This is a genomic window from Thermococcus barophilus MP, assembly GCF_000151105.2.
GTDB classification, from domain to species: domain Archaea; phylum Methanobacteriota_B; class Thermococci; order Thermococcales; family Thermococcaceae; genus Thermococcus_B; species Thermococcus_B barophilus.
This window is the reverse complement of sequence record NC_014804.1, coordinates 1963403-1988866: the sequence shown is the minus strand read 5'-3', so window position 1 is coordinate 1988866 and position 25464 is coordinate 1963403. Positions and strand designations below refer to the sequence as shown.

At 40.8% G+C, this 25464-nt stretch carries 19 protein-coding genes; 2 read left to right on the top strand and 17 right to left on the bottom strand.

Going from position 1 to position 25464, the window contains the following annotated elements; translation table 11 throughout:
• Window positions 1-3 precede the first annotated feature (3 nt).
• The 6 genes from TERMP_RS10855 to tsaA all read right to left on the bottom strand — a co-directional run bounded on the left by TERMP_RS10855 (window position 4) and on the right by tsaA (window position 5720).
• Complete coding sequence (locus tag TERMP_RS10855) at window positions 4-1131, bottom strand: ATP-NAD kinase family protein (protein ID WP_013468464.1); 1128 nt, start codon at window positions 1129-1131, stop codon at window positions 4-6.
• 4 nt (window positions 1132-1135) lie between these two features.
• On the bottom strand, window positions 1136-2584 hold the full coding sequence (locus TERMP_RS10850) for a potassium channel family protein (protein ID WP_048159858.1): 1449 nt from the start codon (window positions 2582-2584) through the stop codon (window positions 1136-1138).
• Window positions 2585-2586: 2 nt separating this feature from the next.
• Window positions 2587-3285 (bottom strand): potassium channel family protein, encoded by a 699-nt coding sequence (locus tag TERMP_RS10845; protein ID WP_013468462.1) that lies wholly within the window; start codon window positions 3283-3285, stop codon window positions 2587-2589.
• 120 nt (window positions 3286-3405) lie between these two features.
• Entirely contained in the window at window positions 3406-4356 is a 951-nt protein-coding gene (locus TERMP_RS10840; protein WP_013468461.1) for a radical SAM protein, read from the bottom strand.
• 94 nt (window positions 4357-4450) lie between these two features.
• The gene (locus TERMP_RS10835; protein WP_013468460.1) at window positions 4451-4846 is read right to left on the bottom strand and encodes a NifB/NifX family molybdenum-iron cluster-binding protein; all 396 of its coding nucleotides are present in this window, start codon (window positions 4844-4846) and stop codon (window positions 4451-4453) included.
• Between the two features lie 379 nt (window positions 4847-5225).
• Window positions 5226-5720, bottom strand: coding sequence for a tRNA (N6-threonylcarbamoyladenosine(37)-N6)-methyltransferase TrmO (gene tsaA / locus TERMP_RS10830; RefSeq protein WP_013468459.1), 495 nt, complete (start codon window positions 5718-5720; stop codon window positions 5226-5228).
• Window positions 5721-5964: 244 nt separating this feature from the next.
• Between tsaA and TERMP_RS10825 the strand changes: the two genes are divergently transcribed.
• Window positions 5965-7218 (top strand): MFS transporter, encoded by a 1254-nt coding sequence (locus tag TERMP_RS10825; RefSeq protein WP_048159856.1) that lies wholly within the window; start codon window positions 5965-5967, stop codon window positions 7216-7218.
• Here the strand turns inward: TERMP_RS10825 and TERMP_RS10820 are convergent.
• The 11 genes from TERMP_RS10820 to TERMP_RS10770 all read right to left on the bottom strand — a co-directional run bounded on the left by TERMP_RS10820 (window position 7192) and on the right by TERMP_RS10770 (window position 22849).
• The gene (locus TERMP_RS10820; RefSeq protein WP_013468456.1) at window positions 7192-7941 is read right to left on the bottom strand and encodes a hypothetical protein; all 750 of its coding nucleotides are present in this window, start codon (window positions 7939-7941) and stop codon (window positions 7192-7194) included. The genes TERMP_RS10825 and TERMP_RS10820 overlap by 27 nt on opposite strands.
• Before the next feature lie 117 nt (window positions 7942-8058).
• The gene (gene cdr, locus TERMP_RS10815) at window positions 8059-9384 is read right to left on the bottom strand and encodes a CoA-disulfide reductase (protein ID WP_013468455.1); all 1326 of its coding nucleotides are present in this window, start codon (window positions 9382-9384) and stop codon (window positions 8059-8061) included.
• Window positions 9385-9437: 53 nt separating this feature from the next.
• Complete coding sequence (locus TERMP_RS10810) at window positions 9438-10505, bottom strand: DUF1464 family protein (RefSeq protein ID WP_013468454.1); 1068 nt, start codon at window positions 10503-10505, stop codon at window positions 9438-9440.
• Window positions 10506-10555: 50 nt separating this feature from the next.
• Window positions 10556-11716: a 60S ribosomal export protein NMD3 gene (locus TERMP_RS10805; protein ID WP_013468453.1), complete on the bottom strand. Its 1161-nt coding sequence runs from the start codon at window positions 11714-11716 to the stop codon at window positions 10556-10558.
• A gap of 21 nt (window positions 11717-11737) precedes the next feature.
• Window positions 11738-12040 (bottom strand): DUF424 domain-containing protein, encoded by a 303-nt coding sequence (locus tag TERMP_RS10800; protein ID WP_013468452.1) that lies wholly within the window; start codon window positions 12038-12040, stop codon window positions 11738-11740.
• 47 nt (window positions 12041-12087) lie between these two features.
• Window positions 12088-12501 carry an NfeD family protein gene (locus tag TERMP_RS10795; RefSeq protein ID WP_013468451.1) on the bottom strand — a complete coding sequence of 138 codons (414 nt, stop codon included), beginning with the start codon at window positions 12499-12501 and terminating at the stop codon, window positions 12088-12090.
• Window positions 12502-12524: 23 nt separating this feature from the next.
• A complete protein-coding gene (locus TERMP_RS10790; protein WP_013468450.1) occupies window positions 12525-13466 on the bottom strand; it encodes an SPFH domain-containing protein in 942 nt (313 codons plus the stop codon).
• 134 nt (window positions 13467-13600) lie between these two features.
• Window positions 13601-19288, bottom strand: a complete 5688-nt coding sequence (locus TERMP_RS10785; RefSeq protein ID WP_013468449.1) for a S8 family serine peptidase — start codon at window positions 19286-19288, stop codon at window positions 13601-13603.
• A gap of 239 nt (window positions 19289-19527) precedes the next feature.
• Window positions 19528-20685 carry a M20 metallopeptidase family protein gene (locus tag TERMP_RS10780; RefSeq protein ID WP_013468448.1) on the bottom strand — a complete coding sequence of 386 codons (1158 nt, stop codon included), beginning with the start codon at window positions 20683-20685 and terminating at the stop codon, window positions 19528-19530.
• Window positions 20686-20717: 32 nt separating this feature from the next.
• A complete protein-coding gene (locus tag TERMP_RS10775) occupies window positions 20718-21758 on the bottom strand; it encodes a hypothetical protein (RefSeq protein WP_013468447.1) in 1041 nt (346 codons plus the stop codon).
• A gap of 65 nt (window positions 21759-21823) precedes the next feature.
• On the bottom strand, window positions 21824-22849 hold the full coding sequence (locus tag TERMP_RS10770; protein WP_013468446.1) for a hypothetical protein: 1026 nt from the start codon (window positions 22847-22849) through the stop codon (window positions 21824-21826).
• A gap of 56 nt (window positions 22850-22905) precedes the next feature.
• On the opposite strand from TERMP_RS10770, the gene TERMP_RS10765 reads away from it, so the two are divergent.
• Window positions 22906-25347: a DUF6798 domain-containing protein gene (locus TERMP_RS10765; RefSeq protein ID WP_013468445.1), complete on the top strand. Its 2442-nt coding sequence runs from the start codon at window positions 22906-22908 to the stop codon at window positions 25345-25347.
• Window positions 25348-25464 lie beyond the last annotated feature (117 nt).

Sequence of the window (25464 nt, the reverse complement as noted above, 5' to 3'; positions counted from 1 at the left end):
AGGCTAAATGACCTTCACAATTCTATCTCTCCACGGGCCTATCTTCACCCTGATATACCCTCTAAGTTTTTTATCAACTTCCCTGTCACCTGTATATGCCCTTATTGGCTTTTCTACTTTTGATGGAGCTGCAACAACAATGATGTTCTCTTTTGGGATATGTCTGAGAACATCCGGAGAGAACTGCTGATTGCCTCTTCCAAAGAGGAAATTGACTCCTCCAACAATGGTGACAATTATTTTTGGATTTCTATTAATGAACCTCAGCAAATCCTTTTCTTGAGCATCTTTGACTAAAAGCTTAGCTTTGCCATCTTTAATTTCAACAATGTCAACTCCCAAAAGAGTCCCATCAATGCCAAGCTTGTCTTTTATCTTTTTTACTGTCGAACCTGCCCCCAGAAAATAAACCCCATCTTCCAGCTCTTCAACAATAGCCTCAGCCAAAGCTTCAAGCTCTTCACTTTCATCAACAGCTGTCGGTTCTTTCGAACCCTGAACCAAGGTTTCAAGATAAGGAGTTAATGCCATACCATAATGCCTTACTCTTACCTCATCTTTTCTATACGAATCTTCATCCAAATCTAAAATTTCGCGCTCAACAATTTGAGCACTTCCCTTAAGGAATTCAATTAACAGTTTAGCAGCATCCTCAGGAGATGAAGCAAAAACTCCGGAGAACATTTTTACTCCTGTTGGAATTCCAAGGATTGGAACTTTCCTATTAACTGCCGAATATACATCCCTCGCAGTTCCATCTCCCCCTGCAAAAACCAAAATATCAACCTTATCTGCCATCAACTTTGCTAAGGTTTTTGTGTCTTCACTCGTGGTATCAGGAATCCTAACTCCAAAAATCTCTCTATAACTAATTTCTCTGTGCTTAAGGACTTGAAAAGAAAAATTAAATTCTCTAAGGGCGTATTCACCAAGCTCTTTAGGGCCTGTGAAGAATTCTATGTTCTTAGATTCATCATAATGTGAAAGCTCACTTAAAAATAGCTTAGCCAAATCTAATGCCGTTGGCTTAGCCCCCCTCCTTATCGCTTCTTCGACAACTCCATCAGTGCCTTTTAGGGCAACTTTTCCTCCCATTCCAGCTATTGGGTTGATTATTAGGCCTATCCTCATTTTTTCACCTCATGTACTTCCTGGCGAAAACTGTTAACAGCACTGCCCACATGAACATTCCAAATATAGCCTCACCAGAAGCCAGAACTCTTCCGATTCCAACAGGATGCAGGTCTCCATAACCAAGTGTCGTTGCGGTGACTATGCTGAAGTAAACATAATCTAAAAAAGACTTCAAAGGTACTCCACTTCCCTCAACACTTTTTGTGATGTAAAAGAGTATCGGGAAGATTATATTCACAGTGATAATCCAGATTACAATTGGTCTCTTCCAAGTGGTGCCATATTTGCATGTGAGATCCGCCAAAAGCCACTCCACATATGATTCGATCAGAAAAATTTTTCTCTTTCCTCTCCTATACGCAGTCATTCGCTGTTTCCTTTTCGCAACCATTTCCTTGTAATAGTATTCATCTGCTTTATCCTTATCCCCTCCTCTTTCCCATGAGGTTCTCGCCAATCTGTAAAAGATTTCTTCAATGTAAGGATTATTAAACTGGCAGTCTTCCAAAAGCATAAAGCCTTCCACATCCAGCTCTGCCACAAGATTTGGCAGAACAGTCAAATTCCAAGTGGTGTCACTGTAGAAGCGCACTTTCCTAAAAATTATGTTATTCAAAATTCTAACATGCACAAACTCCGGTAGCTTAATCTTGCTCTGGGTTACCTGAACATGGCCGGGAATTTCAAGATTTTCCATTAAAAGCTGCCCGTTGAATGCTCTGAGCAAAATCCTGACCTGTCGCTTAAATCTTGGATTTTCATCGAACTGAACCCCGCTTATAGCAAGTATCTCAGCCTTGGCGTGCTTTCTTGAGATATCGCTAACCTTAATACCATGCTCCTCAAGAATTTGCCTTAAAAGAGGATATCTCGAATTAATTCCAATCCTTCTCACACCACTTAAATTTGTCAGCTCGACCCTGCCGTAAGCCTTGCTCCTTTCCCCATATTCCTCTTCACTTGGCTTCTCCTCACCTTTGGTATAGTGAAATGAGTTCATCATGATGTACCTGATTTCGCTGTTTTTAAGATAAATAGAACCTGAAAAGTTCACTTCAAGGGCATTAAACCCGAATATGTTTGATCTGGTTATCATGAGAGTTTTTAAAGTTGTTTTAACTATGATTATTCTCTCGATTGATGATCCATAAATCGTGAGACCCCCAATTTCTGAGCTATCCACTATAAGGGTTTTTATTTTTGAATTCTTAAAGACTATCGTCTGCTCAATTTTAAGGTCTGAAATCCGAACATCATAGAGATAAACACCCTCAAAATATGTAATCCCTCTCCTTATCTTCTTGAGAAAAGCTTTCTTCTTTATCTCTTTGATTTTCTCCCCATATAACAATTCCCCCTCCTCATAAGGAATGTGCAGTGAGCAGAAATTGGAACCTTTAAGAGGCTTTGTCCTGCACTTCTGACCATTTTCATATACATATTCACACATCATTACTCACCTTTAAGCTCCATTTCTTCTTGCATTGCCCTAATCTTAGCTTTTTCGACTGCTTCTTCATGCTCAATCTTGCCCTTGATTCCTTTAACCCTCTTCGAGAGGTTCAATATAACCTCCTCGGGCCCATAAAGAACAACCAAATCTCCAGGGAGAATCTTTGTATCACCGCTTGGAGCACCAAGATAAACCTCTTTTTCTCCTACTTTTCTGTAAATTCCAAGAACTAGAACACCTTCTTTATCTAATTGCAGTTCCCTTAAAGTTTTATTTGCAAGCCAACTGCTTTTTCTAACTTTTATCTGACCAATTGAGTACCCTCGACTTATACCCAAGAGCTGATTGTAGTCATAGATTTTAAGTGAAGGGAAGAATCTATTAAGAAGCCTCCGAATCACCTTTCTCATCATTTTATCTATCCATTTAGATCTCACAAAAAAGTACAGAATCAATAAACCGCTCAAAAGTATGACAAAATTCTGCTTAACCTCTTCAGCACTTTTGCCAATGAATGTCAACACAAGAGTAGCTATAGCCGAAGTTATTCCTGCACTGCCCAGAAAAATTAGAATTCTGATTATCTTTCTTCGTATTGGATGCGAAACCACATATTCCGACTCAGATGTTGTAAAACCTGTTCCAGAAAAGGCAGACTGAGCCTGAAAAGCTGCAACATCTCTTGAGAGCCCAGTCATCTCTAATGCAACCGTTCCAATTCTAACAATTATGATTGAAATAAGAACAACCAGCAGGAATGATATGAGAGCTATCAGGGGACATCACCTTCCAGATTATGTATCTCAGATAGAACATAATTAAAGATTTCTGCTCTTGAGCTTCCTCATGTAAAACTTTCTGCCTTCATATTCAAGCTCAATGATTTTTTCTTCTTTTAAAAGTTTCTCAACAACGCTCCAATCTGCATTGGCCTTTTTAAGAAAGTCTTCAACGGCATCTTCTCTCATCGGGTGGACAGCTGTTATGCTCAGTAAATCCTCCTCAACATTCCCAGTAAAAACAAATGCATTTCCCTCATAGCCAATGAGATACTCCACTCTGTCACTTCCTAAAGCCTCAGCAAAAATCTGAAACGCTCTGTTTATCGTCTCCTCACTAGCTGGCTTAACCCACCTCTCCGCTGGGGGCCTCGTTGGAATAGCTATGTAAGCTATATCTGGTTCAAGCTTCTTCAGAAACTTGGAAATCTTCTCAAATTCGTCTCCATAATCAACTCCATTGATGAGCATAGTCTCTGTTACAAGTTTTCCTTTGAACTCTTTTCTGAATTCGAGCATTCCATTAAGGATTTCATTGAGCTTTAAGCTTTTGTGTGGTCTGTCAATTTTTCTCCACAGTTGCTCACTCACAGCATCAAGCTTTAGAGAGACAAAATCAAACTCCAATAAATCTTCTCTAACATCTTCCCTCCAGATTAGGGAAGAGTTTGTTAGAATTGCCAAAGGAGTTCCAAGTTCTTTCAGCAACTCTGTTTCCTTTCTAAGGTTAATATCCAAAGTCGGTTCACCATCTGGAACAAATGTGATATAATCAACGTGCTCTCCTTTTGCTCTGGCTTTTTCAAGTTTTTCTTTAGCTTCCTTGAGAATCAGCTCTGGGTTATAAAATGTCTTCCTTTTAACTTCCATCCTGATTGTTCTTCCAATTTGGCAGTAAACACAAGCATATGAGCATACTTTATCCGGAATGTTGTTTATACCTAAGCTTTTTCCTAATCTGCGAGATGGAACGGGGCCAAATGCTATCATTAACTTTCACCGAAATTAGGTGAACCTAATGGTGTATAAAGATTTCGAATAGATTTGTGAAGTTGAACAAAACAAAAAAAGTAAAGCTGAAAATTCAAGTATGCTTTGACTTTTTCTCTTCAACTTGCTTCCAAAGCTCTTCAAAGCTTTCAATAACCCTTTGAAGTGCTAAATTTAGATCCCTCGTACTCGTAAAGAATGCAACTTTATTGCTCTGGTCTCTGATTCTCAAAAAGTTAGGGCCCATTCTGAACGCCGCCAGCACATCCACGTCTTCCAGCTGCTCAATAACAACCCTAAACTTCCTCAGATCACCGTGCTCACTTTCATGCTCCTCCATCTTCTTAGCTCTGTTTGGTTTCTTTTCCAAGAGCTTTACAGTTCCATCTTCTAAGATTTCGTAGATCAAAAAGAACTCTGAGTCCCCATAGTGACCATCTGTCAGCTTTCCCTCATTTTCCATCCCAAACGCTATCCTAAGCTTCCTCATTTCCTCACCAAAAATTAGGTAAACCTAATAAAATATAAACTTATTGCATAAGCCTGCGGAATTGCAGACCAGTTGAAGGCAACATGTACAACTGAGAGTTCAAAGAAAGGCAAAGTCAATATATGTATGAATTGTATCGCATCCATAATATCAGCAGAGAAATCCCTAACTTTGCAAAGAGGCGACACTCACATTCTAAGCTTGAAGCTTATTTTATCATCCCTTAACGAATGTTTTGATCCCGCTTATCAATTTTTCATTCTAAGGAACGCTCCTTGGATGCAATGATGATGCCGTGAGGTTAGAGGTGGTATTGGTGGAAGAGCATACTGACCATATGGGACACCAATTTGGTATTAAAAGATTTTCAATTTATTATTTACTCTATTATAAACCTCCCATCATCCCTCGCCTTTGAAAGTTTATGAATATTGTTTTCAAGCCAGCCTATTCTTTCAACCTCTCTAACGTCGAAATCCGGGACATAAGGTTTGATATCCAAGAGAGGCGTTCCATCCACTATATCAACGTCTTTAACGTGAAGTGTATTCCCTCTAACTTTGACAAGCCTCACTATAGAGAGACCTATTGGGTTGGGCCTACTTGGGGCTCTGGTGGCAAAGACTCCATGATACTCATCGTCCATATAAGGCTTGACAAACAGACTGCCGGGTTTTGCCAGATGAAAATGGTAAATTAAAACTACATGCGAAAATCCCTCAAGGTCTTTCAAACCCTGGACATATTCTGGAAAGACTTCTACTTTTCCCTCAATTCCTCTTGCTGCAGAAGGCTGTATTGGAACTCCTTTTGGCTCTTTAAATGGAGTGTGAATAATGCCAATGGGTTTATAGCATATCACGTTACTTTTCAATAGTCCCACCCCTTTCAATCTTTAATCCAACAACTGTTTATAACTGCTTCTGATTGAAGTTTTGATACTTTAATCAAATCCAATGAGGAGATTACAGCAAGAAAATAGCCAGTTCCTCTTTTAAAGCCCCTTCTTCTTTATTTCCCAGCAAGGAAATGAATATTGGTGTTCATCAAAGCCCTCTTCTTTTCAGCAACCTTTATAAACCAAAACCTGCTCTTCACCAGCCTCGTGGTGGTTTGAAATGAGTCAAAGAATAAACGCCACAATGCATGCAAAAAAGGTCTCCCATAGATATTATGGAATATCAAAGGTTCCTAAGTGGTTTTATTCGTTTATACCCTTCAAGATTTCAACCGGTGGGAGTTCGATCCTAATGCCCTTATACCTCCTTCAGCTTGGTGGAAATGCTCAGATGGTCGGAATAATGAACTCTCTTGCAAGCTTATCTTCAATGATTGGCAGCTTGTTCTGGGGGAAGCTGAGCGATAGAACTTTGAGGAGGAAGATATTCATTCTATTTGGATTCTTCAGTGTGAGCATATTCCTAACAGTCCTCTCATTTGCAAACAGCCCAGCTGAATTCATCATACTCAATGCCGTTTACTCCTTTTTCTTAGCCTCAACACTTTCCGTTCCAATCGTCCTCGTTCTCAGAAGTGTTAGGAAGCACAGCTGGGATTATGGAATAGGAAAGTTCAATGAAATAAGCGGCTGGGCATGGGTTTTTGGGCTTGGTCTGGGATTCGTCTTATCTCAATACCTCACAATAAGGCAACTCTTGCTACTCTTTGCCATCCTCAACATTCCATCACTAATCTGGGGAGCCAAAACAATTAGGGAGATTCCAATTTATGTGAATAGAAAGAGCATCAGAATTTTCGGCAACTATGTAGTTGAAAAAATACGCTATGTGCCAACATTTATGCTGCACATAAATCTCAGAAAGCCAAAATTTGGAAAGTTTTACTTTGCATCATTCTTATTCTGGATATCTGTCGGGATGTATTTCTCGCAGTTTCCAGTATTGTTGGCAGAAAATGGTTTTGAGAGAAGATATATTTATTTGGCTGCAATACTCAACTCTTCAGTTTCAGCCTTTATGTACTTAAAGGTTGGATTGATGCTTGAAAACAGAGACAAGCTGAAGGTTTTAAAGGAGGGTATAGCCTTGAGGCTGATTGGGATTGCGACCATCCTCATAGGGACATTTATGCTCCCGTATCTCCTTCCATTAGCATTTCTTTCATACTTCCTTGCTGGCTATTCATGGTCATTCATAAGCATCTCCTCAACCTCAATTGTTGGAAAACTTGCTGGTGAAAGAGAAAAAGGAACGGCAATGGGGACATTTAACTTAATTAACTCACTCGGATACATAATAGGAAGCTTTTTAAGTGGATTTTTAGTTTACGCCGGCGGGTTTACAGCAAACTTTGGAGCATCTTCACTCTTCGCTCTCTTGAGTCTATTAAGCCTTAGGAAGCTTGAAATCTGAGGGAAACGCTGTAATTTCAAACTCACCTGAAAGGGGAATATCCTCAAAAACCTCTCTTTCCTTTTCAAGCTCTTTTAAATCAATGTTCATATCAAGAGCAATTGCCCCCTCTTCTGAAGAGAATGTAAAGTGAACCAGCTTTCCATCTTTTATATATGCCCTAAATGTATCTTTCCTATCCAACGCTTTTCCTTCAATTTCAATATTGGTACTACCACTTGATAGATACAGCCTCATCAGGAGGGAGGGTAAAGTTGAAGGTATTAAATCTTTGACATGAGCTTTGATTTTTTCTCCAATTTTACATATCTCGCATTTTTCATAAACTCTTGCTTGGCTCTGGCAAAAGTTTTTAATAGAGTCAGCTATGCCGTTTGCAAATATTTCAAGGTTCTTACCCATCATGAATTCCCCAAATCCCGACCAGCTCGCTTCCACTCTAAGCTTGTTGTCCAAACACTCAAACGTAATCGTTAGAATTCCCTTATCACCCTTAAATGTGTAAATGCACTTATTCTCTTCAAATCCAGCCTCAAGCTTAAACTCAAATCCAAAATTAAAAAGGAATTTGGGAACTTTAAATTTTACATAGAGTTTCCCATCGCGCACTTCTGTGTTATCAAAGTACGGAAAATGTCTAACAACGAGCTGAGGGTTTTTCAGAACTTCATTAAGGAACTGCCAGTGGACGGGAAATTCTCTCTCTGCAACCTTGGATTTCAAGATATCCACCTCATCGAACCTATAAGCTTCTATCTGAAAAATCTTTCGATGAAAAATTTTCACAATAAAATTTATTGGACAAAAATCAGAAAATCCATAAAAAGTGAAAATGGTAAGTCAGAACTTCAAAACCCTTGCCAGCACGATCAGTGGGTCCCACACTGGTGCAAATGGGGGAGCATATGCCAAATCGGCAAAGAATAGGTCTTTCACAGTAAAGCCAGCTTGTAGAGCTACCGCAAATGCATCAATCCTTGGCAATACATCTGAACCAACTGCCTGTAGCCCTAAGAGCCTATTGGTTTCTTTATCCGCTACTGCCTTGAGCCAGATTTTCTTCCCGCCAGGGTAGTAGTGGGGCTTTGTTCTTGCTTCAATGAACGCTGTTTTAACATCATAGCCCTCTTTCAATGCCTCGCTTTCAGTTAAACCCGTCTTCCCGATTTCCAGGTCCATGAATTTCGTTATTGAAGTTCCCAATACACCAGGAAAACGAATTTCTTTTCCTGCTATGTTGCTACCGGCAACATACCCCATCTTATTTCCTGGAGGAGCTAAAGGAACCCAAACCCTTCTTCCAGTGATTATATGCTTTGTTTCAGCGACATCCCCAGCCGCATAAACATTCTCAACGCTTGTCTGCATCTTTTCATTGGTCCATATTGCGCCAGTTTCTCCAATCCTAACACCAAGCTGCTTTGCCAGCTCAATGTTTGGCTTTATTCCCGTTGCTATCACAACTAAATCAGCTTTGTACTCATTTGCATCAGTAACAACTTTTTCAACCCTTTCTTTTCCATCGATTCTAATCGTCAGCTCTTGCAAACGTAAGTTAAGGTGCTCCCTAAGCTTTGCCTCGACTATGTCTGTGATCTCCTTATCATAACTTTTTCTTAGAACCCTCTCACTCCTCCCAATAAGCGTTACATTCTTTCCTTGAGCTACAAACGCCTCGGCCATTTCCAGTGCTATGTATCCAGTCCCAATCACAACAACATCTTTAACATCGTATTCCTGCATATACTCCCTTATCGCAACTGCATCGGGGGGCAAATCTGCAGTAAAAACTCCTTTTAAGTCAATCCCTTCAATTGGTGGAAGTTTTGGTGAAGCTCCGTTAGCAAAAACCAAGTAGTCCCATTCATATTTATGCTCACCATCTTTTTCCTGAACCCTGACTTGTCCTTGCTCAACTTCCACAACTTTAGCATTTAAGTGCAGATCAATTCCTCTCTTCTTTCTGAAGAATTCTGGGGGATAGTGCATCAGTTTTTCTTTTGGGGAAATTCCTTCAACAACGTAGGGAACTCCACAAGGGGCATGACTCACCCACTCAGTTGCTTCAAAGACTTTAACATCCCAGTCGGGCTTTAAACGCTTGACCCTTGAAGCGGCACTCATTCCAGCAGCTCCACCACCGATGATAACAACTCTCCTACTCATTTTTCTTCACCGCTAAAGGTTCAAAACCAAAGGTTTAAAAAGGTTAAGAAAAGCTAAAGGTTCAGAGGAAACTTAACATAATCTAAAACGCTTCCTCTGGCTTTTCTAATCTCAACATGTTCGATTAAATCCTTAAACTGACCTCCCAAGAGGCCATCGCCGATTATTGCACTTCCCTGGGCAGCTTCTTTGGCTTTTCCTTCCAAACCTCTCTGCTTAACCACAGGCAAACCAAACTTTTCCTCGAAGAGATCCTTAACGTCTTCTCTGAGCTCTCTGATGCGCATGAGTCTTCCAGAGAGAATTATCTCCTTCGGTTTTTCAATAACCGTCAATTCACTCGCTATGGCTTTTACAAAGCCGTCTTTCATCGCTTCCCATGCTTTTGCAAAGCTTTCCTCATCCAAGCGCTTGGCGAACTCTTCTGGAGACAAAATCTCACCCGCTGCTATTATTGAAGCCCCTCCATAGAAGAGATGCCACTTCTTTATCTCACCAACCAGATAGGCAACTTCCCCGTCCAGAGCACCGCTGTTGACAAATGCTGGGCCGGGAAAGATAGTCCCACCAATTCCATCAACTATCCTTCCTCTGTCAACCGCCCCAGCGAAGTTGTAGCCAAAGCCAACCTCAAGCAGGGCGAATGAAACCTCTTCATAGGAGATGCCCAGGCGCTTAGCCTGATCGTAGATCGCCAAAACAGTTATCGCCATTTTATCTGCAGTTCCCATGTCAATCTTATTATATTTCCTAAATTCGGGCACCGTTGGGAGGTGTATTATCCCGGGAATAAACCAAACATTCATATCTTTTTCTTTCATCTCGTTGACCATCTTCTGAAGGCCAATTAAAACAGGGATTTGCTTCATCTCCTCTTCTCTAACGAGCGTCATCTCAAATCTGTCCCTTTCAGTTAGCTCGCTGATGTGCTTCAGCGGAACTCCGTAGCCGGAAGGACCGATTATTATGTCAGCGTTGAACTCTTCAATGGCTTTTACAATTTTGCTGGGTTCTTCGGCAACAACTTCGCTTGGAAAGCTTAAGTCGAGCTTTATCTTTCCATCCTTGAGACCAATAACATCAAAGCTCCTTGTTCCTGGATCAACTCCTATAACTCTCATTTTATCCCCCAAGAAAAAGAGAAAGTGCAGAGATTATAAACGTTATGAAATCATTCCTTTTTACTCTCAATGTAATATTTGCCTTTAATTTTTACAAGCCTATAAATCTCCCCTTCTTTTAAGTCAATCTCTGGTCTTTCGATTTCAAACGTCTCATAGCTCTCCATGTCCATAAACTGAGCTTCTTTAGGGGTTAAACTCGTGAGCATGGCTTCCTTTCTCTCGTGTTCAACTAACTCTACCCTTTCTCTCTTTATAGTCTTCCAGTCTTTGTGTTCACTCTCATGTGTTGATAGGTTTGTAAGGTTCATTCCCTTTCCGTTGACTTCTTCAACACGATATATGTTCCCATTCTTGTCACTGACGATGTCCCCTTTCCTAAACTTAGGAAGCCTGACACTTACACTCGTCCTATAAACTTCTTTGCTTGTCTGTCTATCGAGACCGACAAGTTCGTAAGCTTCGCTTATTGTCCCGCCATATCTGTCTCTTATCGCTTGAGCAAGTTTTCTTGCCGATCTTGTAGAGCCCATGTAAAAATCAATACCCTCCTCAAGCTCGACCGTGTCCTGAATGAATCCCATTCTGTCTCTCCTCATTATCTCGTCCACTTTTTCTTGAACAAGCTTCACAATTTCGTCTCTCTCCTCCTTAGTCAGTTCTCTGTCCTCAGCCCTAACTTGCAAAATAGCCTCGAAGTAGCCTCCAAGGAACTTTTGACATCTCGGACAAACCGTCTGCCTTACATAAACTGTAACAGTCTTCTTTTCATAGTGCAGTTCTCTTTGGAGTTCATGTATGCGAGCTTTAATTTCAATTTCATAAATCACAATGGCTGGAAAATAATCAATGTGCCAGTTAACTGGTTCATAACTTAAGTATGCAACCCCAACTGGAAGTTCTTCAATTTCATTAAGCTCCTCCCTTGACACAATCCTGATTTCTCTAACACGCTCATCTAAAGTTATATTTTCAAGGAGGGCATTTTCAGCAACTTCAAATATCAGCTGGTCGAGCTCGTAATTTTGTGGATCCACCCACACCCCTTTCTTCTTGTAGCTTCCACAGTTCTGGCATAGTTCAGTGTTGATTTCATCCTCCATTACCAATACCGGATTCTCTTTTCTAAAACAGACCTGACAGAGCCCATCTATTAAAGGCCCTCCCTCACTCTCGCTTATTCCGCACCTATAGCAGAAGCGTTCACTCATAACTCTCACCCCTTTGAAGTCTCACCATAGCATTTTAGCCATCTGTGCATGAGGAACCCCCTGAATGTAGAGCACTCTATCTTTATCAATGTAGCCAAGCTCGATTGCCTTACCAACACACCTCTCTCCAACTAAGTTCGCTATTGTTGCCTCTTCCAGCAATTTTTCTAAATCTTCAACATCTCTAAGCTCGCCTTTGTAAAATCTCTCTTTAACCTCCAATTTAAGCTCGCCCTCTCTGAATGTTTTCCCCATTAATTCCTCATCACATGCTGCCAGCAAAACCTCACCTTGAACGCGATACACCTTCACATATATTTTCATTTGAGCCACCTTGTAATAGAAAAGGGATATTAGACTTAAAAACCTAATCAAGTCTTGCGAACAATCAGTTTTACACCATCAACATCAACCACAACAACTTCGTCTCCCTCTTTAACATCATCGAGAGGCTTAGCGAGCCATTCTTCGCCCTCAAGTTCGACCCAGACTTCATCCCCTTTGATTCTTTTTACCTTTCCCCTCTTCCCTTTAAGCTCAAAGGTGTATTTGGGCTTTCCAATATCAACGGTTTCTTTCTTGATTAGCCGTGCAAAGAGCTGATAGCTGATAACTGCAGATATCAAGGATATCACAAATGCAACGTTAAAATTCACACCCAATCCAAGCAACAGCCCAAGAACAGCAAAGGCTATTCCAATTGGAGTTATAAATGCCGCAACCATCATATCAAGAACTATGATCAGCAAGCCTAAAATTAAAAGTAAAATGGGGAAATAATCCATCACACATCACTCCCAGATTTTCTTTAACCTCTCCGCATTTTATCGTTTTCTGTTTCTGCTGGGGAATTCTTTGATGAACCTTCAGGTGGATTCTCTTTTGGCTCTGGCAGCTTTGTTTTGCTGACTTTTTGAAGGACTCTTAACAGGCCGATTAACGCTTCTGTGTCGTATGGAACTATTAGGTTACCGTACTTAGCCAGTTCTGGGAGCTTTTCAATGTATTGCAAAGTTAAGTACTTCTCATCAGCCAATTTCAAAGCTTCAAGAACTTTCTTTATTGCCTCCGCTTGACCTTCAGCAATAAGGATCTGCTCCTGCTTTATACCTTCTGCCCTTAAGATTCTTGCCTGTTTTTCACCCTCAGCTTGCTTGATTGCGCTCTCCTTCTTACCTTCAGCTATCAAAATCATTGCCCTCTTTTCTCTCTCAGCAGTCATTTGCTTAGCCATTGCCTCCTGTATGTCTCTTGGTGGATCAATTCTTTGAATTTCAACCCTTGTAATCTTTACACCCCAACGATCAGTGATTTTATCTAACTCTTCCCTCAAGCGAGCATTTATGATATCTCTCCCGCTTAGCGTTTCATCAAGCTCCATTTCACCGATTATTGCCCTTAAGTTTGTTTGTGCAAGTTTTATGATAGCCAAGAGAAAGTCGCTGACGTTGTATGCAGCTTTTACTGGGTCTATAACCTGATAGTACACAACGGCATCAACTGTAACAACGACGTTATCCTTACAGATAACCTCCTGCGGTGGAACATCAATAACATGTTCTCTCATGTCTATTATCCTTACCCTTTCCATAAAGGGTATGATGAAGTGAATTCCAGGCTCTAAGATTCTGTTGAACTTTCCAAGTCTTTCAACAAGACCCTTCTGATATGGTCTGATAACTTTAACGCTCAAAACAAGCATCAGCAAGAGGAATACACCCAATATTACAAGGGCAAAAGTTGCCGGCATTACCACACCCCCATGTAGTGTTTTGAACTTTTATTAGTAGAACTTAATATAAAGTTTTCGTTAGTCAAAAAACATGCTATCAAATGATAACAATAGAGAAGTAGAAAAGCAAAGCCAAAAGAGAAAGAAAGGATTCAAGAGCTTTCAGCTTCCTCTATAGCCTTGCTGAGGATTTCTACTGCCCTCTTGATGTTGAGGTATGCTTTTCTCATGTACGGCAGCGATCTTATGTATCCCTGGAGTGGGTTTCCAAACTTCCATGCTTCCTTGTAACTCTCCTCCGCAAGCTCCTTATAGTGAAGTGCCTCCTGGAGGGTTTCATTATCAATTCCAAGTTCAATACTCTTGTTGTAGAGTTCATTGAATTTCATGCTGTATCTCTGGTAGAGCATATACCAAACGAAGTTCATTTCTTGTAATGCTTCTCCAGTAGTCATGTAATCCACGTTCACAGTTGCTGGTGAGTGAAGCTTTATCCTGACTTTCAAGATGTGTGAGTTTGGTGTGGTAAGTAGTTCTTTACTTAGGAGGTCTGCATCAGTTACATGCACACTGTAGTAGTGAAGATCCTTTGGCAGATTTATAAGTAATGTTGCAACTGCTCCATGGTCACCATCCACGGTAATTGTTATCTTTCTGTTTGTGACATCAGTACTTGTTATTTCCGCATACCCACCGAATGAAGACGTCACTGTAGCATTTCCAGTATTGTAGGTAGAGAACTCAACTTTATCAACTCCCTTTACATAAACAACGTTGCTCTCCTCATCATATGGGGATTCAAGAACTACCATGTACTCATGAAGTTCTGCGTCATCGATTGGAACATTGAACTCAACTTTATACACTTCTCCTTTAGCAAATTCTGGGAGCTTTACTTGATCAATAAGCTCTCCATCTTTGTAAAGATTTACCACAGCCTCTGTTGCGTCGTATGGGCCATAGTTAGATACGAATGTTGTAAGTGTATATGTTGTACCTATCTCAGCGATTTCCTCATTTGGTACCAAGTTCAATGACAGGTCATATGGTTGCATTATCACAACAGTTCCAAATTCTTCAATAATCTCTGGGGTTGTCTTGTAGAGGGTAACTGGAACCTCTATAAGCATTGGGGCTGCATCATAGCCGAAGTATATCGTTCCGTAGAATGTATTTGCGTTTTCAAACTTGTCACTGCTCATAGTGTAGCTGACTGTAACGTTGTAAACACCATCTGCTATCTCCTTGATGCTCTCGACCTGTAGATCTCCCTGTTCAATTGCAAGAATCTTGAGGTCATAGGTTGCATTTGTTGTCGGGTTGTTCCATGAGTACACCTCGATTGTGTATGTACCCGATGCTGGGAGTTGAATAATGACTCCTTCATCCGCTGTTGATGTATAGGATGCACCCACAAGCTGTCCATTGTAGTAGACGTAAAGGTCAAGGTCAACACCAGCCAAGTCGTCCCACAGGCTTGTAAGCGTTATACTAAGCTTTGTGGCATCCTTAACTGTAACTGTGTAGTAGTCAGCAGATCCAGTTGGTGGCGCGAGTTTGTCTTTATAGATTATCGGTGCTGTTAATCCGGCTGCAGTAGCCTTCAGCATTCCAAATGACGAAGGTAGATGGACTATAAATGATTTCTTACCTTCAGTTGAGTTAATGCTCTCCATCCATGTGCCGGGAGTAACTGATGCCATGCCAATCTTTCCGCTGAATGTCCTGTAGCTCTGCTTGCCATCGAAGAGCACATTGTGAAGCCACAATGCATGGAGCCCAGGTGATGCTGGTGCTGCGATAACTTCCCTACTTGTACCGCTTGTCGTGAAGAGCTTGAACATTCCAGCACCCACATAGCCATCTATGCTTCTTCCAATTTCAGCCAGTGTGTATGGTCCAAATATTCCTGGCCATATGGCACTGAACGGTAGCAAGGAGCCATCCTCTGCGGGGCCAAGGAGGTGAAGGTTTATGTCGGTTGGAATGCCATCCCATGAAACATCTGCTATTAAGTAAGCATTTGTCATGTTGTGAGCATTTGAGACGTTAAAGTAGAACAACCTCCAATCACCGCTTTCGTATCTCCAGCTCCAGTCAAACTGTCCGTAGACATTGCTGTTATCGTAGAGACCACTCGCATTTGTATTTCCTCCGAACTCAAAGTTCGGTGTCGGTGATGCAACAACAACGCTCACTGGAATTGTCGTTTCATATCTATCGTACTTGAGGTAGATTGCGCCTTCATAGACTCCGTATGAAGCATTGAGAGGAACAGTCACTGTAGCCATAAATGTTGCAGTTCCATTAGCAGGTACCGTGAGAGTTGTTGTATTAATGGCAACCCAATCCCATGGCACCCTCTTGTAGAACTCCAGTTTGAGCTTGGCGGGATAAGTGTCTGTCTTGCCATAGTACCTGAGAACATCTCTGATCTGGACATATAAACCGTCGTGGAACTTCTGTAATGGATTTCCTAATGTTGCAGAGATTGATGTTCCTTCATTAAGTGACTGTGTAAGCAGGTTAAATGTAGGAACTGTTGTATTTGACTCTGGATCATAGACATATGTGACATCCCAAACTCTGAACCATGGGAATGCATCTGCTGAATAGTCCCTCTCAGTATCGAAGTAGTCATAGTCAAAGTAAAGGGTAATCTTCATGAGGTCTGTTCCGTTTGGTATAAACGGATCAATCCTGTACATGTACCAGGAATTTCCGGTCACATTGAACTCAACTTCTCCAATCTTCTGGAACACCTCTGCAGAAACTTCAACGTCCTTTGATGCTGATACGTTCATGTTTCTAACTTCAAAGACATGTGAAGCACTATCTCCTGGATAAATGACATTTGCAAATGCCGGATACTCTGTTTCTCCTGCTTGCCACATTGATGGTGACACAATTATTCCATCCAAGTTTAATGCCGCCTGCACAGCTCTGTAGGCATCCAGAAATCCTGCACCCTGACTGAAGACATCATGATTGACGTTCTTGGTAGTGCTCATGAGTATCTCTTTAACCTCCTCTGCTGTTGGCCATGTTCCATGAGCTGAATAATATGCTTCATACACCAAAGCAGCAATACCTGCAGCCATAGGCGTTGCTAAGCTCGTTCCTGCCCAGAGATCGCTGGCCCAGAAACCATCTCCAACTTCATTTAGTGGAAGGCTTCCGAGAGCATAGGCACCGACAGCTAAGACATCTGGATCTACCTGTCCAAGGGCATTTGGACCTCTGTTTGAGAACCATACGACGTCTCCATAGTTAGCAAGCTCGTATCCCCAAGGTCCATCGTCATATCCAAAGAGTGCTCTATAACCAAATTCAACTGCTGCTCCTACTGTTATAACTCCTGGCGAAGCTCCCTCACTTGTAACTGTTCCGTAACCCGGACCACCGTTTCCTGCAGCGAAGAAGAAGCTTACCTGCGGAGCATAGAAGTGTGTTATCCAGTAGAGGAATCTGTCATCCCATGTGTATCCTTTGGCAATAACTGATGAAGCACCATAGCTGTTGCTAACTACTAATGCCTCATCTCCTGTTCCTGGAATTCCATCATAGCCCTCAACAGCAAAGAACACATAATCAATCCAGCTTCCTCCCTGGTAGAGTGAACCTTCTGCAATTATCTTTGCACCAATGGCATTACCAAATGTTAGACCATAGAATGTTCTACCTCTTGCCCCTACAGCAGCAGCACATAATGTTCCATGATCTCCACCGGCAACATAGACATTGCCTATCATGAATGCTACCAAGTCACCGTTCTCTGGAATTGGCATTGGAAGTCCCCAGTTTGATGAAACAACATCTTCATATGGGATTGGATTAACTCCATCAGCTATGAAGTATATTAGTCCGCCTGAAAGATCAGCATATCCATCCTGGCCAAACCTGTCATTAAATGTGTCCCAGAAGTCAACCTGTATAACAGGATTATCCTTAGTATGACCAGAATCCTCATTGAAGTCAAGATACTCCAAGGTTATGCTTCCTGCATCTACGAGCATAGGTGTTATGTCAGCATAAACTGTATCATATTTTGTAGCGTTCTCTGGATCCGCTACAATGATATAGCCCCCATTCCAGTCAACCCAGAGAGCAATGTCCGGGTGGAATCCAAAGTGGAATATTCCACTCTTTGTCGGGACTCCAAGGGTTTCATTCATTGGGAACTTCATGTAAGTTATTTGGGTCACATTTCCTGTGTCTGGATCAATCCACTGAATACCGACGATTGCTTCATATCCCACTGCAAGAACTTGTGATTCGTTATCTGGAAATACAAAATCAGCAAATGCATCTGTAAGGCTTCCGTAGAACCCATAGTATATTGACTTAGCTTTGTAGGTATTATTTGCCATCTTTATTATTGTTGGAACCGGATAATCCGGGTCAACACCAGCAACGTGGAGATAATCTGTTACAAAGGTGTCATTTAACGGAAGCTCCTCAAGCAAGTCTTGGCTTATAAGCCAAAGCTTACCCCCATTGTTCAAGTATGCCATTAAGTTTGCTGTATCGTTTTGGGTCAGTGTATATTGATAGGTATCCCCAGTGAACCATATAACGGCGTCATATTGACTTAAAACGGTTGCATTTGGACCGCTGCTACCATAAGGGACTTCATATACTGTGTAGTTTAATCCCAAGATGTCAAGAGCTGCTGTATAAAACTCATCAAGGGTCCATCCACCATCATCGTCAACAAGCAAGATTTTGCTGGAGTTTGTAACTCCCATCCATGCCAGAGTTTCATTAATGAATGCCGCTCTTTCTGCATCATTTTCAATATTGGCCAAGCTCATTGACGTGAATACTGTGGTAAAGTTGCCCTTGTAGCCGATGCTGACATTTCCATATACCAAGAAGTATGGAAGCTCTATAGAGGTATCAGCATACCACGAATAGATATATGTTGGGAACGTGTAGTTGAAGAGCAAGTACCATATCATTGAGTGCCCGCTAAACGCTATTGGCCAGCCATAGTATGGAGAGGATGGATTAGTCTCCACGGCATAGGCGTCTTGTAGATCTGGATTTCCAAAGTCAACGCCGCTGTCTATAACAGCAACGTTAACTCCAGCTCCAGTAATCCCCAAGTTAAGCCATGTATTCCAGGAACCATGGTGATAGATTGCAAAGTAGTCTGCTGGTTTTATTGGGTTTTCAATATTTAGGCTTTCCCTTTCTGTGATCTTTAATTCTCCTCTTCTCAAGGGGCTTTTCTCTCTCAGCTTCATAATCTCTGGAAGTTTGAGCTTTTTAACCGAGAACTTCTCTAATTTTGATAGATCTATCTTTCTCCTAATTTCCGGAATTCTGATCTGTATCGTTTTGGTTGTTATGCTATTCTTAGCGTCTGGTTCTTCAAATGTACCCACCGGCTCAAACGGGTTTGTCCTGGTAACTGCTTCAACCTCAGGTAATGATGCTATTTTGAGGAGAACTTTTTTGTATTCCTCTTTTATTGGAACCAAAGCAAGATACACTACCATCCCTGCTATTTCTCTTTTGCCAACAATTTGGATTCCCTTTAATTTAGAGTCTATACTTGATAATGCTACTATATGAATAGGCAACAGTTTTTCTCCATTGACCTCTGGAACATTAACAGTGACTTTCCCTTCAAGAATTTTAAGCAACTCTGGTTCTATTTTAGTTATCGGTGGTGCTGTTTTCTCTGGTTCTTTTGCAACAGCGTTCACCTTTGTTATCGTGTGAGTGACCTGTGGAGTATTCTCGGCACTCACCAACGTTACTGGCAAAGCTACTGGAATTGCTGAAAGGATCATCAACAATACAATTAGAAGACTCACTGTCCTTTTATTCATTCGTACACCTCCGACTACAATTGTTCAATGATATACTAACCCAGTCAAAAATATAAACATTTCTATGAGTAAAGTTTCATTTTGATCTTTAAATATCAATGTAAGCCATTCATGTATATTTATCAAACTTTGTAAAGTAATCAATATTCAGTTGTAAAAGCATCAAATTAGACAGCCGATATCATTAAAAACTAAACAAATAAGTAATCAGAATAAACAGAAAATGTCCAAATGCATTCCTACTCCTCCAACAAATTTAAAAACTCAAATGCCAACGCCACCTCCAAAGCAGAACCCAAATAAAGGACATCCTCATCAACATCAAATCTTGGGTGATGATGAGGATAGACTATGCCCTTCTTTTCGTTTCTAATTCCCAAAGGTATAAACATCCCTGGAACTTTTTGTAGGTAATAAGCGAAATCTTCTGCACCCATAGATTTGGCAACCTCTCCAACACTCATGCCATATTTTAAAGCAACCCTCCTCACAAACTCTGCCATTCTTGGATGATTTATCGTCGGTGGAACAAGCTCCTTGATATCAAGCTCATATGTTGCCCCATGAGCTGAAGTGAGACCTCTCAAAATTTCATCCATTCTTTTCTCTATCAGCTTCCTAACCTCCTCACTGAAAAAGCGATGAGTGCCTTTCATTTCAACTTCCTCTGGAATAACGTTAAAAGCAGTGCCCCCTTGGACTGCACACACACTCACAACTCCTGTCTCAATTGGATTGAGATTTCTGCTCACAATCGTCTGGAATGCCAAAATTGCGTGAGCGGCAAGTGGTATTGGATCAACAGTTTCGTGCGGTGCAGCCCCATGGCCTCCTTTGCCCCTTATCTTAATGCTGAATGTCCCAGCCCCCGCTAAGAGCGGTCCCTCCCTAATTCCAAAAACTCCGCTCGGCAAATCCATCCATACATGTATTCCAAAGATCGCATCAACCCCTTCCAGAGCACCGGCTTCAATCATCTTTAGCGCTCCATTGCCCCCTTCTTCAGCCGGCTGGAATATCAATCTAACACCATTCTGGAGCTTATCCTCATATTCGGCCATGATCTTTGCTGCTCCTAGGAGCATGGCGGTGTGAGCGTCGTGACCACAAGCATGCATTTTGCCCGGAACTCTCGACTTGTATGAAACATCATTCTCCTCCTGAACAGGCAAAGCATCCATATCCGCTCTAAGGGCTATTCTTTTATCACCCTCTCCGATATCAGCTATTATTCCTGTTCCAACACGCTTAATTTTATAACCCCACTCTCTCAGGTGTTCTTCCACGATCTTGGAGGTTCTTTCCTCTTCATATTTGAGCTCTGGGTACATATGGAAATCTCTGCGCCATGTTATGATCTGATCTTTTATTTTCAAAGCCTCTTCAACGGGATTCATCTTAAACCACCGGAAATAATTTGACAAGATAGTTATTTTAGTGTTTTGATATTTGTCTTAGAGTAGAGTGCACCAAAGAGAATTAAAACTGAAAGCAGAAATGCATCGATTCCACTTTCAATGGCGTAGATTATGGTTGAGAGAACAATTGTTGCTGTCTTGAGATTCCTTTCAGATAACTTAAGCAAAGTTCCAATGAAATAAGCCTCGATCACTCCAAATATCCCAAAATCTGCAACAGCTTGTCCAAAAAGAAAGTAGGTGTACCTATTTTTAAGAGTAAACATGAATGCAATTCTCCATCTTGGATCGCTGTGGAGCAAAAGTTTCCCATGAAAGATTCCAAAGGGCATTGATATATGTACCAAATTATGAAAAATTAAGAAAGTAAATCCAATCCTAACTAATAACCCCTCCAAGCTTCCACTGAGATAAAGAATCAGTAAAAACACCGGAATGGCGAGACAGATTTTATCCAAGGTAAGTCTTTCCTCAAAGTAAAGAGGCAAGATGTACATCAGGAATATAAGGAGCATAAGTGATCTAAAGGTTCCAAGGAAAAACAGCATTTCAAGAATCAAAAAAACCAGAGTTTTAAATTTGATACTCCAATTCACGTAAACCAGTGAAACACCACTTAGAAAAGCTAAAAACACAAGGATCTTGCTCAATCCAAACCTCAAGCCCCAATTGAAAAGTGGAATCCCTCTTAAAAGATAAATAAAGCCCAATAGGATTATCGAGAGAATCAACCAGATATGAGCATGCTTTTCAAATGGATTGTATTTCATTGAAAATAGGAAAATAAATGCCACTGCAATGACACCATAAAGGGGGAGAGCAAAAGAGAACACAAAAAGCATTAACCAGTATGCCCAAGCAGGAAGCTCAGCGGGCTTTAAATATCCAGCTACGAGGAAAACAAAGAATAGAATCACAACCAATAATGCAACCCATATTCTGGACATGTCAAGCTCAGCACCATATAACTTATCCTTAAGAAATACATTGGTATAGAGGGTGAGTACGAGATAGGTAAAAAATGCCAGGCTAAAGAGCTTTAGAGATTTCACGCTATCACCAGTTACTAAATTAAACCCACAATTTAAAAAGGATTGGTGTTCATTTTATCTTGGTTTTAGTTTTCTGGACATAAATTAATGCCAAAGAACAGCAAAATAGCCAAAACAAAAGCGTCAATTCCCACTTCAATAAGATAAATTAAAAGAGAGAGAACAACTGTCAGAGAGCTTATATCTCTCTCAGAGTACTTAAGTATCGCTCCTAAAAGATATGCCTCAATCACTCCAAATATTCCAAAATCAGCAACAGCCTGTCCAAAAATGAAAGACGAATATATGTTCCTATTTAGGGTGAACATAAACGCTATTTTCCTACCAGGAGAGTAGCTGAGAAGCAGGGAACCATGGTAAAATCCAAAGGGTAGTGAAATTTTAACAAGGTTCTCAAAAATAAGAAAAGTAAAGCCGACTCTTACCAAAAACCTCTCAAGATTACCGCTTAAGATTAAAACAGCCATCCCAACAAGAATCCCCAAAAGTATCTCCCGCATCTTAATTCTTCCAGAGAGATAATACGGGATTACATAGGCTAAAAACATAAGGACAAGAAGAGAACGAAAAGTCGACATAAACAGCAAGATAGAAGAGACAAAGAAGTATAAGAACCTAAGTCTCTCCTTTTGTTCAAACGCTATTGCCGTTAAAAGCAGATATGCAGATAACGTGAGTACCTCTGTTAATCTGAACCGAATCTGATACTCAAAGAAGGGAATTCCAGCGTAAAGATAAATGGAAGCAATCACACCAACACCCAACAAAAAGACGAACCAAGAGAATTTCCTGAAAAACTCAGGTTCATATTTAAGAAGGAGATACAAGAACACCACACCAACTGGTGCTAACACAACGTATTGAGCAAAATAGACTGCCAGCAAAAATATCACAATCCACACAGCTTCACTTGGTAGGTATGGGGGTCTGAAGTATCCAACCACAAAACAGGCGTAAAAGATGAGTATTACTGCAAGAGACAGCGGAAGCATGCTTCGAGAAGCAGAGTATTCTTTAAGAACTAAATGAGAACAGAGCATGAGAAGGAGATAGGAAAAGAACGCTAAGCTAAAGAGTTTTAAGGATTTCATTTCACCACCAATTTAATAAGGCAAAGTTCATGTTAAAAGAGTTAGGGGTGTAAGAAGTGAAGAAGGAAAAAATATACCTCATTTTGTTGCTCATAACATCATTCATATTAAGACTCATACCTCACAGAACCCTATTGCTGGCGGTGTATGATGAATACCTGCACAGGGACATAACCCTGAGAATCGTCAATGAAGGGATAGGCGTGATTTCAAAGGACATTGGCTCACTCCTCGGGCTTAAAGCATACAGCTATCCCCCCCTCTTCCACATAGTTGGAGCTCTTGTGTATAGGCTCTTTTCAACCGAGTATACCTTCTTTATTCTCCCAGCGGTTTACGGCACGATAAGCGTAGGGCTTTTCTATCTACTCTCAAAGGAAATTTTTAGGGATAACAAAAAAGCAATATTAGCCACGACTTTTCTTGCCTTTGCTCCAAATTTTGTATATAGGACAAGTCTATATATTCCAGAAAACCTTGGACTTGTTCTTTTCATAACTGGAATGATACTTCTTGTGAAGTTTCTTAAAAGCTGGAACTATAAATATATAATAGGATTATTGGTTTTATTGCCAATTTACATGCTAACCCACAGAGGTTGGGTTTTCTTCGTTGCTGTTGCTGTAATAATGCTCTTTGTCTATCTAATTCCCTGGATAAAGAAAAACCTACACTATTTTGCTTTGGCTGTGCTGATAGCTCTCATATTATACTTTATCCCCCCAATACATCGCTTTATTGCCAGCCTTCTTTTGAGAATGCCAAAAGAAGAAGTCACAGCTTTGGGATACCTTAAATGGATTGGTGTTGTTCAATTAATCTTTGGAATCCTTGCAACTAAGAAATACATTAAAAGCGACCCCATAAGACAGGGAATTGCATTGTGGGCATGGACTTTCATGATCGCCGGTGCAATAGCATTCAGATTCAGAGATCCATATGCTTCGTTGCCACTTTCAATTATGGCTGCTGAATTTTTCTACGATGATTTCCTCCCAAGCCTGAACACTTGGCTGAATACTGTGATCAAGGATACAAGCGGAAAAGGCTCTGAGCTGTTTAAGAGGATCGTTCTGAGCAAGAAAACAAGAGCAGTAATTATAGCCGTTCTAATTATAATCCCAATTGTCCAAGGAGCTTATTCCTCATATAAATACATAATCCCCCCAACAGTAAAAGACAGAGAAGCTTTTGAGTGGATTAGAGAGAACACTCCCCCAGATGCAGTCTTCCTTACGTGGTGGGATGTTGGTTATCTCCTAATTGGAAACACCCACAGAAAAGACATAGTCATGTGGAAAAAAGTATATCAGGGATTTTTTGAAAAAGCTCCCAATCCCAGAGAAGCAATACAAGCGTATAATGACGTTGTAACAATGTTTGGAACAACGCAAAGAGAAAGAACATATAAACTCATGGAAAAGTATAATGTGACCTATGTTTATTCGGATAGGAGAATGAGGAGCCTGGGTCTGATTAAATATGGATTAATGGAATATATAGCTTATGATACTCACTTCAAAACGCTATTTGTAAATGGAAACTCCGAAATCTACAAGTTCATCCCAAACCCACCACTAAAGCCCTACGACTTAAACCCACTCAGCTATACTGGAAAATACTCGGCAGTTGTTAACTTCTTGGAAAAGTTCTGGACTGGCTTTAATTATGCAGATTTTGATGACGGTTACAAGGCTGACTTTTTCCTTAATGCAAGAATTGCCCAGCTATACGCATACCTTTATCAAAAAACTGGCAATGAGAAGTTTAAAGAGAGATACCAATGGCTGCTTAAATGGTTGGCATACAGACAGTTGGATAACGGAGGCTTTCCCGAAGGAATCCCGCCAAATGACTTCACATTATACACCGCATTCACAATGGAGCCACTCAAAGACTTACCCTTTGAAGGAAAAGACAAAGCCCTCATCTATCTAAGAAACAGAGTAAAGGGCGACTACATAATGACAACACCAAAGGACAAAAAAGGAGACTTATTCGCTGAAGCACAGATGCTGCCAATCCTCTACGAACTTAGAGTCCTAAATGAGACCACAACAGATAACTTAGTCGAAAAGATCCTCAAAGAGCAGAGAAAAGATGGAAGCTGGAAGAAGAGCTTAGGTGGAACTATTGTTACAGCCTTTGGATTAGCGAGATACTACCAGCTCAGCAAAGATGAAAGGGTTTTACCTGCAATTAAAAAAGCTGCCGAGTGGATTTCAGAACAGCAAGAAGAAAACGGAAGATTCAAAGGCGAAGTTGGATATGGATACTCAAGAGCCACCTATGCAAATGTTCTCTTCATATATCACGTTGCTGGCATGAAGGATAAAGAGGAGCAGATGCTCAGAATAATTGAGGAAACTTATGATCTGCAAAAAGAGCCAAGGCCTTTACAAGCAACCCTTGATATATTAAGAGCATTGGAGTACACTTATGGGCTCGAACGTGCATTGGATATACTTGAGAACATTTTAGAGCTTCATCCTTTTTAACCCTTTAACCAAAATTTTTTGATTTTGTTTTTGCAAAAGGAAACTTACTCGGCTGTTTTATAAACTTAAAAGCCACATCTGAACAGTTAATTTTAAATAGCCTCCCCCCTATATCAC